A 418-nucleotide genomic window follows, 5' to 3' on the forward strand; every position below is an offset into this window, starting at 1 on the left:
TGCCCGCGAGATCCAGCAATTGACCGAGGCCGCGCGCATGCTGACCGAGGACAAGCCCGAGCGCGCCCGCGCCGCCGAAGCGGCCATCGACCTGGCGCAGGTGCGCGAACTGCACCTGGACGCCGATGCGCGCAAGCTGCTCAAGCAGTGGCCCGAGATGGTGCAGGCCTACGCCGGCGACGAGTACGTGGTGAAGATCCGCGACAAGGAAATCCGCACCGCGCTCACCACCAAATCCTTGAGCGGCACCACCATCCGCAAGGTCAGCCTGCCGCAGTACGAGGACCACGGCGAGATCCTCAAGTGGCTGATGCTGGACAACGTGCCCGGCAGCTACCCCTACACCGCCGGCACCTTCGCCTTCAAGCGCGAGGGCGAGGACCCCACGCGCATGTTCGCCGGCGAGGGCGACCCCTTC

Annotated in this window: 1 pseudogene; it reads left to right on the forward strand. The window is 67.9% G+C overall.

Going from position 1 to position 418, the window contains the following annotated elements:
* A pseudogene (locus AAHB17_RS24605) lies at positions 1–418 on the forward strand (methylmalonyl-CoA mutase); the annotation flags it as partial.

Origin of the sequence: Hydrogenophaga sp. OTU3427 (assembly GCF_038440225.1) — a bacterium.
Classification (GTDB): domain Bacteria; phylum Pseudomonadota; class Gammaproteobacteria; order Burkholderiales; family Burkholderiaceae_C; genus Hydrogenophaga.